The sequence below is a fragment of the Promineifilum sp. (SeqCode) genome (assembly GCF_041918635.1).
Taxonomy (GTDB): domain Bacteria; phylum Chloroflexota; class Anaerolineae; order Promineifilales; family Promineifilaceae; genus Promineifilum.
This window is the reverse complement of the sequence record NZ_JAYRVJ010000752.1, coordinates 1-9,726: the sequence shown is the minus strand read 5'-3', so window position 1 is coordinate 9,726 and position 9,726 is coordinate 1. Positions and strand designations below refer to the sequence as shown.

At 66.6% G+C, this 9,726-nt stretch carries 7 protein-coding genes, 1 tRNA gene and 1 pseudogene; 3 read left to right on the top strand and 6 right to left on the bottom strand.

Annotated features, from left to right (window positions below; genetic code table 11):
• A partial coding sequence (locus ACE3UY_RS21755; protein ID WP_374689573.1) for a glycosyltransferase occupies positions 1-1,022 on the top strand: 1,022 nt, incomplete at its 5' end.
• Between the two features lie 48 nt (positions 1,023-1,070).
• Here the strand turns inward: ACE3UY_RS21755 and der are convergent.
• The 6 genes from der to ACE3UY_RS21725 form a co-directional block, all read right to left on the bottom strand.
• Positions 1,071-2,432 (bottom strand): ribosome biogenesis GTPase Der, encoded by a 1,362-nt coding sequence (gene der / locus ACE3UY_RS21750; RefSeq protein WP_374689572.1) that lies wholly within the window; start codon positions 2,430-2,432, stop codon positions 1,071-1,073.
• Positions 2,429-3,817 carry a YbbR-like domain-containing protein gene (locus ACE3UY_RS21745; RefSeq protein ID WP_374689571.1) on the bottom strand — a complete coding sequence of 463 codons (1,389 nt, stop codon included), beginning with the start codon at positions 3,815-3,817 and terminating at the stop codon, positions 2,429-2,431. The genes der and ACE3UY_RS21745 overlap by 4 nt, the downstream gene beginning before the upstream one ends.
• Positions 3,814-4,620, bottom strand: coding sequence for a diadenylate cyclase CdaA (cdaA, locus tag ACE3UY_RS21740; RefSeq protein WP_374689570.1), 807 nt, complete (start codon positions 4,618-4,620; stop codon positions 3,814-3,816). Before cdaA ends, ACE3UY_RS21745 begins: the two co-directional genes overlap by 4 nt.
• Before the next feature lie 251 nt (positions 4,621-4,871).
• On the bottom strand, positions 4,872-6,527 hold the full coding sequence (locus ACE3UY_RS21735) for an NAD(P)H-hydrate dehydratase (RefSeq protein WP_374689569.1): 1,656 nt from the start codon (positions 6,525-6,527) through the stop codon (positions 4,872-4,874).
• A gap of 58 nt (positions 6,528-6,585) precedes the next feature.
• Positions 6,586-6,659: transfer RNA gene (locus ACE3UY_RS21730), tRNA-Arg, on the bottom strand.
• A 132-nt stretch (positions 6,660-6,791) separates the two neighbouring features.
• Positions 6,792-7,925: a hypothetical protein gene (locus ACE3UY_RS21725; RefSeq protein WP_374689568.1), complete on the bottom strand. Its 1,134-nt coding sequence runs from the start codon at positions 7,923-7,925 to the stop codon at positions 6,792-6,794.
• A 316-nt stretch (positions 7,926-8,241) separates the two neighbouring features.
• On the opposite strand from ACE3UY_RS21725, the gene ACE3UY_RS21720 reads away from it, so the two are divergent.
• Together ACE3UY_RS21720 and ACE3UY_RS21715 are read left to right on the top strand one after the other, a co-directional pair.
• Positions 8,242-9,207, top strand: a complete 966-nt coding sequence (locus tag ACE3UY_RS21720) for an AAA family ATPase (RefSeq protein ID WP_374689567.1) — start codon at positions 8,242-8,244, stop codon at positions 9,205-9,207.
• Between the two features lies 1 nt (position 9,208).
• Positions 9,209-9,726 (top strand): annotated as a pseudogene (locus tag ACE3UY_RS21715) (DUF58 domain-containing protein); the annotation flags it as partial.

The window sequence follows — 9,726 nt, the reverse complement described above, 5'->3', positions numbered from 1 at the left end:
TGTGGCATGGGATCGAAGACCGCGTGGCTCAGGCCAGCGGCGGCTGGCGCAATCCGCGCTTCTGGGGGCGCGTGGCCGGAGCCTATCGCCAACTCATCCGCGTCCACGCCGCCGCGCCTGACTACGACGTGATGCTGATCGGCTACCCCGGCCAGTTCGACGCCTATCTGGGCCGCCGCCTGGCCCACCGGCGCGGCCGGCCGGTCGCGCTCGATATCCTTATGTCGCTGCACCTGGTGGCCGAGGAGCGCGGGCTGGTGGCCGCCCATCCGCTCACCGGCCGGCTGCTCTACCACCTGGAGCGGGGCGGCCTGCGCCGGCCCGACCTGCTCATCGCCGAGAACGCCGAGTATGGCGGCTACATCGCCGACAAGTACGACCTGCCGCGCGAGCGCTTCCGCTACGTTCCCCACGGCGCGGACGAGACGGTCTTCTACCCCCGCCCGATCCGGCCGCCGGATGACTGTTTTCGCGTGACCTATCACGGGGGCTACCTGCCCTCGCACGGCATGGATGCCGTCCTGGGCGCGGCGGCGCTGTTGCGCGATGAGCCGGTGCGCTTCGACTTCTATGGCAGCGGGCCGGAGAAGGGGCGTATTGTCCAGCAGGCGGCCGCGTGGGGGCTGCCCAACGTCACCTTTCACGGCTTTGTGGATCAGGATGAGTTGCTCGACGGCCTGGCCGCGGCCCACGTCTGTCTGGGCGTCTTTGGCGTCACACGGCAGGCGCACTTCACGGTGCAGAACAAGGTGTGGGAGGGGCTGGCGATGGGCCGGCCGGTCATCAGCGGCGATTCGCCGACCATTCGCGCGGCGCTGGCCGACCGGCAGGAGGTTTACCTGGTCGAGCGCAACAATGCGGCGGCGCTGGCCGCGGGGCTGCGCGAGTTGCGCGACGATCCAGCCCTGCGCGAGCGCATCGCCGCTGCCGGCCACGCCCGCTACCGCGCGGAGCACAGCATTCCGGCGCTGGGCCGGCAGATGAAGGAGGCGCTGTTGGGAATTGTGAATTATGAATTATGAATACGGAGACCGCGTTGCTTTCTAGTTCTTCTTCATAATTCATAATTTCTATTTCTTCTCTTCGCTGCGGCCACGGAATAACAGCCGGATGGGCGTGCCCGTGAACGGATAGGCCTCGCGCAGTTGGTTCTCGATATAGCGCTGGTAGCCGAAGTGCATCATCTCCGGCCGGTTGACAAAGAAGACGAACGTCGGCGGGGCGACGGCGACCTGGGTGGCGTAGTAGAACTTGAGTTGAATGCCCGCCTTCGTCGGCGGCGGGTGGCGGGCCACCAGATCGCGCAGCACGTCGTTCAGCACGCCGGTCGAGAGGCGATGGTGGCGCGCCGCTTGCACCTCCAGCACCGTCGGGAAGATCTTGTTCAGCCGTTGCCCCGTCTCAGCCGACACGAACAGCAGGGGCGCGTAGGGCAGGAACGACAGCTCGCCCCTCACCTTCTTCTCGTACTCCGGCATCGTGAAGGCGTCTTTCTCCACGATGTCCCATTTGTTGATGAGCACGATGACGCCGACGTTCTCGTCAGTCAGCATGCCGCCAATATGGGCGTCCTGCGATGTAACCGCCTCCACGCCGTCGATGAGCAACAGGGCCACGTCCGCCCGGCGCAGCGTCTTCAGCGCCCGCAACACGCTGTACTTCTCGATGCCGACGTCGATCTTGCCCCGCCGCCGGATGCCGGCGGTGTCGATCAGCGTGAACTCCTGCCCATGCCAGCGCAGCTTCTCGTCGATGGCGTCGCGGGTTGTCCCGGCGATGGGGCTGACGATGACCCGCTCTTCGCCGATGAGCTTGTTGAGCAGCGTTGACTTGCCCACGTTGGGCCGCCCCAGGATGGCAATGCGGATGGAGTCGTCCTCTTCCTCTTCCTGAGCGGCCGACGGCGGCAGCGCTTCCACGATAGCATCGAGCAGATCGCCCGTGCCCGCGCCGTGCAGCGAAGAGATGGCGAAGACCTCGCCCAACCCCAGCTCATAGAACTCGTAAGCCGTGTCCCATAGCTTCGACGACTCCAGCTTGTTGGCGGCGACGATGACCGGCTTCTTGGTCTGGCGCAAGATGGCCGCCACCTCGCGGTCGGCGGCGGTGATGCCCGTCTGGCCGTCCACGACCTGGACAATGACGTCGGCGTCGTCCATCGCCACCGCCGCCTGTTGCCGGATGAGCGGCAAAAACTGCTCCGAATCCTCCGACAGCGGGGCCGTATTTCGCCCCTCGGTCACCTCGATGCCGCCGGTATCGATCACGGTGAAACTCATGCCGCCCCACTCCGCGTCGGCGTACAGCCGGTCGCGGGTCGTGCCGGCCACGTCGGACACCACGGCCAACCGCCGGCCGATGATGCGGTTGAACAGTGTCGATTTGCCCACGTTGGGGCGGCCGACCAGGGCTACCAATGCTTTTTGACTCATTCCGGCACATGCCTCCGCGTGCAAATATCGGCCAGCGCCCCATAGGCGATTCTGGTCGTCGAGAGAGAACAGACGGCCGGCAATTGAACCGGCGACGCGCCCAATGGGGTTATCGTAGCCACAGCCACCGTCGTTATGCCTGCGTCCGGCTCCGTTGCTGTGTCCGCCTCCGCTGGGACAACGGTCACCGTGACGGCTGGCGGCTGCACCAAGCGGATCTCGATGCCCCGATCCGGCACGTCTACATCCGGCTCCACCGAGTAGACCCCCGGCTCCAACCCGAACAGGTTCAGCGAGACCCGGATATCGTTCTCGGCCAGCGCATCGAGCGCCGGCAGCGGCCCGAAGAGAATGACCCGCACCTGCGCCGGCTCGAACGTGGCGTCATACGCCTGGCCCAGCCCGCGCAGTGTCGGCACCCGGTTGAAGGTGCTCGTCGTCAGAATCGGCTCGATCTCGATGTTGACCATCACCGTCTGTTCCGGATCCACCGTGATGCCGGCCGGCAGGGCCAAGACCGCCGTCTGCTGGAACGATTGCGTCAGGCCGTTGATGTCGATCGGTTCCGTCTTCACGCTCGCCAACTGGTTCACCTGCGCTGGACGCCCCTCGACCAGCACGCTGGGCGGGACGGCGGTCACGCTGAGCAGGCGGTAGCCGGGCGCGGGTTCGCCTGTCCACTCCACTGTCACCAGCTTGTCGGCAAAACCGGCTGACTCGACAACCGGCACGGTGACGGTGACCTCGGCGGCGCTCAAGTCCAGCCCGGTCACGCTGGCGACGCGGCCGGACTGATCATAGAAGATGGGTTGTGACGACTCGACCAGCGTCTCGGCCGTGCTGTTCAGAAAGACGGTCACCAGGGCGAAATCGAGCTGGCTCACGCGGCTCTCTGGCCCGCTGACCTGGATGGAGGGCGGGTCCAGCAGCGGCTCGTCCTGCTGGTGGCCGCGGGCGGCCGTGCCGCGCAGGTCCAGTTCCACCGGCACTTCGCGCGTCACCTGCTGTTCGAGCTGCACGTCCACCTGCTCCGGCGTGATGAAGGAGATGCGCGCCGCCGGGTTGCGGCCCACCACAACGACGTCGACCGTCGTCAATTGGCCGGAGGGGATGTCGCTCAGGTCGGCTGTGGCCGTGAAATCTTCGGGCGTGACCGCCTGCAGGACGGAGTCCGGCCCCTCGAGGCGGATCTGTACCGTCTGGCGCGCGTCGGTATTGACCAGCGCGGCGTTGGACGGGATGCCGACGAAGCCCAGCGGGACTTCGATGAAACGGGTGCGCGCCGGGTCCTGGGTCTGCGACGCCGACATCCAGATGAAGATGGCCAGCACCAGCGACAACAGGAACGTGCCGACGTTGGTCAGCGCCGCGCGGGCCCGGCTCATGGCTCTCTCCCCCCCATTGACTGGCGCGGCCCGGTCAGAAAGGCGTGGAGGATGGTATCCAGCCGGGCGATGTCCTGACGGCGCAGGATGCGCCCGTTGTGGGCGATGGACACCTGGCCCGTCTCCTCGCTGACGACGACGGCCACGGCGTCGCTGACCTCGCTGATGCCCAGCGCCGCCCGGTGGCGCAGGCCCATTTGTCGATCCGACAGGCTGCTGGTGGACAGCGGCAGGACGCAGGCAGCGGCCACGATCTTGTTCTCGCGCACGATGATCGCGCCGTCGTGGAGCTCGGTGTGCTTGTTGAAGACGGTCAAGAACAATTCCGGCGATGGGTCGGCGTTCATGATGACGCCCGTGTCGATGTACTCCTGCAAGCCTGTATCCTGCTCGAAGACCACCAGCGCGCCGTGGCGGCGCTGCGAGAGGCGCAGGGCGGCATCCTTGAAAGCGATGACCACCGGGTTGACGTCATCCTTGCGGAAGAAGCGCAGGTAGCGCCCGGCCAGGCCCAACTGCTCCAACGCCCGGCGTAGTTCGGGCTGGAAGATGACCGGGATGGCGATGAGCAGCACCGGCAGCATGTTGTCGAGCAGCCAGGAAAAGGCGCGCAAGTCGAAGATGTTGGCGAGGATGAAAATGATCGCGCCCAACACCAACAGGCCGCGCAATACCTGCACGGCCCGCGTGCCGCGAATGAGCATCAGCACGCCGAAGATGATGAGGGTGACGAGCAGGATGTCAACGACATCGACAATGCCGATGAGGGCAAACCGCTCTAAAAGTGTGTCGAAGATATCCAAGAGTGCCCGATCAGGGGTTGAATCAATTGTGCGCCGTGGCGCGGGAAAGCCGGTTGTTCGATGGGCAAGTATACCATAGCCAGGGCGATGGGAAAGCGACGGAACGCGGACGACTGCCCGCCGCTGTCATATGGGCAGGTTTGGCAGGGGCGGGTTTCAAACCCGCCCGTACCACATCCTGCCCTGTGCGGATGGGTTTCAAACCCGTCCCTGCCGTATCCTGCCTGTACGGGCGGGTTTGAAACCCGCCCCTACCGCAGCGCGCGGCGGACGTGCGAAACCCAGTCGGCCAGTTCGCCGGCCAGCAGCCCGGCGTCGCCCCAAAAGTCGGCGGCCAGCTGCCCGGCCGCGCCGTGGAGGTAGCCGCCCAGCACGGCCGCGGTGTATGGCTCCACGCCCTGGGCCAGCAGCCCGACGATGATGCCGCTCAGCACGTCGCCGCTGCCGGCCACGGCCAGGATGGGGTTGGCGAAGGGTAGCAGCGTCGTCCGGCCGTCGGGCGCGGCGATGACGGTGTAGGCGCCCTTCAGCAGGACAACGTGGCCCCACTCGGCGGCGCAGCTGCGGGCCAGCGCCACGCGATTCTCGTCGCGTACCGCGGCCAGCGAGCGGCCGACCAGCCGCGCCATCTCGCCCGGATGGGGCGTCAGGATGGTCTGGGGCGGCAGCCGCTCCGGCCATTCCGGCATCTCGGCCAGCAGGTTCAGCCCGTCGGCGTCCACGAGTAGCGGCGGCGCGGGGCCGTCGGTCGGGGCGCGCAGCCCATCGAGCAGGGCATTCATGAACGAGCCGGCCTCGCCCAGCCCCGGCCCGACCAGCAGCGCCCCATAAGATTTCAGCGACGACAGCAACAGATTGGCCGTGGAGACACCAAGCGTGTCCGTATCGGTGATGGCGGGGTAGGTGGCTTCGGGGAACTGCCCGGCCAGCGCCGGCCGCAAGCGCTGCGGCACGGCCAGCGTGACCAGCCCCGCGCCGGCGCGGAAAGCGCCGCGCGCGGCCAGCGCCGGCGCGCCCCAATAGCGAATGGAGCCGGCGGCGATGAGCGCCGTGCCGAAGGTGCCCTTGTGGCCGTCGGGCGGGCGGCGCGGCAGCAGGTCGCGGGCCAGGTCAGCCGTCGCCACCTCCAGCGTCACCCCGGCCACGGCCGGCAGTTGCGGATCGATGGCGATATCGGCCACCACCAGTTCGCCGCAGGCGGTCGCGCCGGGAAACAGGAAGTGGCCGCGCTTAGGCCCGGCAAAGGTGACGGTCAGATCGGCCGGCACGGCCAGCGGGTCGAGCGCGCCAGTGTCGCAGTTCAGGCCGCTGGGGCAGTCAATGGCGACGACGACGGGCGCGACGGGGCGCTCATCCCACACCGGGCGCTCCTCGGCCGCGGCCGGCGGGGCAGTCAGGCTGAGCAGGGGCGACCGGCCGGGCGCGGCAGCCGCCCGCCGCTCGGCGATGCCCGCCTTGATCTGCTCCATGAACGCGGCCAGCGGCCCCTCGATGGGGCGTGAGCCGCCTGTGCCCAGCAGGCCATCGACGATGATGTCGGTGATGCGCAGCCGGTGGCGCAAGACGCGGAAGCGGTGGTCGTGGTCGGCCAGCAGCACGTCAAGCTCCATCTCCTCGACGCGGGCCAGGTTGTCATCCTGGGCGGCGTCGCGCGGCTTGAAGAGGTAGAAGGCCACGACCGCCCCGGCCTCGGCCAGATAGCGCCCGGCCACCAGCCCATCGCCGCCGTTGTTGCCCGGCCCGACGAGGACGAGCACTTGCCGGTCGGCCACATCGTGCCGCGCCTGGATGGCTTCGGCCACGCGCTGCCCGGCCGTCTCCATCATCTGGGCGTAGGAGTGGCCCGCGGCGTCGGCCGCCTTTTCCGCGGCCACCATCTCGGCGACTGAGAACACTTTTATGGTCATAGGCGTGGCGCCCTGGGGCGCGCCCTGGTGGGTATCGGGGAGCGCGCCATCAGGCGTGTGCCCCCGGCAGGGCTCGAACCTGCAACATTCGGCTTAGAAGGCCGACGCTCTGTCCAATTGAGCTACGGGGGCCGGACTTTGCCGTCAATTCTATGAAGAGCAGGGGGCGGCGTCAAACGGAGATTGGGAGCCAGGGGTTAGGGACTGGGGGCTAGGGGCTAGGGAAGAGTGCGCTTCCCTAGCCCCTAGCCCCTAGCCCCTATCTTAGGGCAGGAAGCGCCAGGTGTTGAGGATCTGCGTGAACAGTTCTTCCATCTGTGCGTACACTTCGCTTTGCGACGGATCGGCCGGGACGAACGTCAGCCGGTATAGCCGGTCGTTGTGGGCAACCAGCAACACGCGGCCAAGGTCCTGGCCGGGCACACCGTCCAGCCGGTCGGCCGGCGCATAGCCCAGCATGTCGCCGAACGTGCGCTGAATCTCCATGTCCGGGAACGAGGCGATCAGCGCGTCGGCCGCCTGCGTGGCCGTCATGCCGCCCGCCTCGCTGACTTCGATCATCAGCTTGGGATGCTCCACGTCCATCATCGAGCCGAAGAACAGGTTGGCATTCGTCTCGCTCGGCTGCTCAAAGGTGAAGTCGGCCGGGGCCAGGAAGCAGACGCCGAGCGCCTCGTTCATGATCTGCTGCTCATCGGCTTTGGGCTGGACGCACTCATCCTCGGCCGTCGCGGTCGCGCTGACCGGGATGAAGGTGAACGAGCCCAGGATGCCATGGGCGAAGGCGTCCAGCGTCTCCGGCGCGGCCGGGTCGAGCGGCATGAAGTAGATGTGGTACAGCCGGTCTTCGTAGGCGAAGATCACTTGCCGGTTGATGTCCTGGCCGGGCACGTCGTCGAGCACCACCGCCGGCTGGTCGGCCACGATCGCCTCGGAGCGGGCGATCTCGAACCCCTCGAAGCCGGCCACGATCTCATCGGCGAACGTCGCGGCCGTCCGCCCCTCGGCGGGCATCACCTTGATGTTGGCCCGCGGGTCGGTGGCGTTCAACAGGCCGCCAATGACCAGGTTCACCTCGTCGGGATTGGGCCGCTCCACCTTGTGCGTTGTCGGGTAGAGCAGGCAGTAGCCATGCTGCGGGTTGCGTAGAACGTAAGTGTCCTCGGTCGCCGTAGGGCAGTCGGCGCCGGCCGGAGCGGTGGTGGGTGTCATCTCGGCCGGTGCAGCCGGTTCATCCGTCGCCGGCTCAGCCGCCTCGGTCATGGCCGGAGCGTCCTCGACGGTCGCCGTGGCCGTGTCTTCGGCCGACGGCTCGCCGCCCGGTTGCGGGCTACAGGCAGCCAGCGTCAACAGCAGCATCAGGACTGAGCCAACTAAAAACAGATTCAATCGCTTCATACGGTCTTGTCTCTCCTAAAGACGAATAAATCGCTCGACCCACCGGTAACAGAGATACGACAAGACGATGTCGGACAGCAAGGGTCGAATCGGTCGCTATTCTAGCGCTTCCTTCCCCCTCAAGTAGTGACCTAATTAACCATCTGTGAGCTTCATTTTTGACTGCCGCTCATTTGCGTTATGCTAAACGGATGCGCGCGACCGGAGAGGATTAACCTTCCATGACCCCAAAATGCCACCAATTTATTCTCCTGGCTGGAAGCGTGCTATACTCCGCGCGTGTTGCTCACTCCCGAATCTCCCTGAGGTAAAGAATATGGCTGATATCCAGGCGATAGCCAACCGGATTGTGGAAAACGTCGAACGCGTCATCATCGGCAAGCGGCAGTCGGTCCAACTGACGGTGCTGGGCCTGCTGTGTCAGGGCCACATCCTCATCGAGGACGTGCCCGGCGTGGGCAAGACGGTGCTGGCCAAGTCGATGGCCCGCTCGGTGGGTTGCAAGTTCCAGCGCATCCAGTTCACCCCCGACATGCTGCCTAGCGACGTGACCGGCGTCTCGGTCTTCAACCAGAAGACGCGCGAGTTCGAGTTTCGCCCCGGCCCCATCCACGCCCAGATCGTCCTGGTGGACGAGATCAACCGCGCCACGCCCAAGACGCAATCGGCGCTGCTGGAGGCGATGGAGGAGCGGCAGGTGACGGTGGACGGCATTACCCACCCGCTGGAAACGCCGTTCATGGTGCTGGCGACGCAGAACCCCATCGAGTACGAGGGCACCTTCCCGCTGCCAGAGGCGCAACTCGACCGCTTCATGTTGCGCATCCGGCTGGGCTACCCCGGCAAGGAGGAGGAGATCGAGCTACTCGGCCGCCAGCAGCACACCCACCCCCTCAACACCCTGGAGCAGGTCGCCGGTGTGGAGGAGTTGCGCGCGGCGCAAGAGGCGGTCAAGGACATCTACGTCGATCCACTGGTGAAGGAGTACATTGTCAACATCGTGCGGCAGACGCGGGAGCATCCCGACGTCTATCTAGGTTCCAGTTCGCGTGGGGCGCTGGCCATCTACCGGCTGGGGCAGGCGCGGGCGGCGCTGTTGGGCCGCGACTACGTGCTGCCCGACGACGTGAAGGCGCTGGCCGGCCCGGCGCTGGGCCATCGCATCATCGTCGGCCCGGCGGCGCGCATCAAGGACATCGAGCCGGAGCAGATCGTCCACGATCTGATGGAAACCATGGCTGTGCCGGGCGCGCAGGTCGGCCGCCAGCGGGCGCGCGCCTGATATGGCCGCCTTCCTGGGACAACGGCGCACGGTCGTCTTCCTGTTGGCCCTGGTGGCCTTCGTCGCGGGTCTGGTCACCGGCCGCGACCTCTTATTCACGCTCGCCTATCTCATGGGCGTGCTGCTCATCCTGTCGTTCATCTGGGCCTGGATCAATCTGAACGGCGTCCACCTGTCGCGCGTGACGCGGGTGCGACGCACCCAGGTGGGCAAGCCGCTGGAGGAGCGCTTCACCGTCCGCAACACGACGATCATCCCCAAGCTGTGGCTGGAGGTGCGCGACTTCTCCGACCTGCCTTTCCACTACTCCAGCCACGTCGTCAATGGCCTGGGGCCGCGCCAGAGCTATAGCTGGCGGGTGACGACCATCTGCCAGCAGCGCGGCCGCTACCAGTTAGGCCCCGTCCGGCTGCGCACCAGCGACCCGTTCGGCCTCTTTCCGCTGGAGCGCGACCTGACGCCGACGAGCAACGTCGTCGTCTTCCCCATGACCTTCGACATCCACCAGTTCGCGCTGCC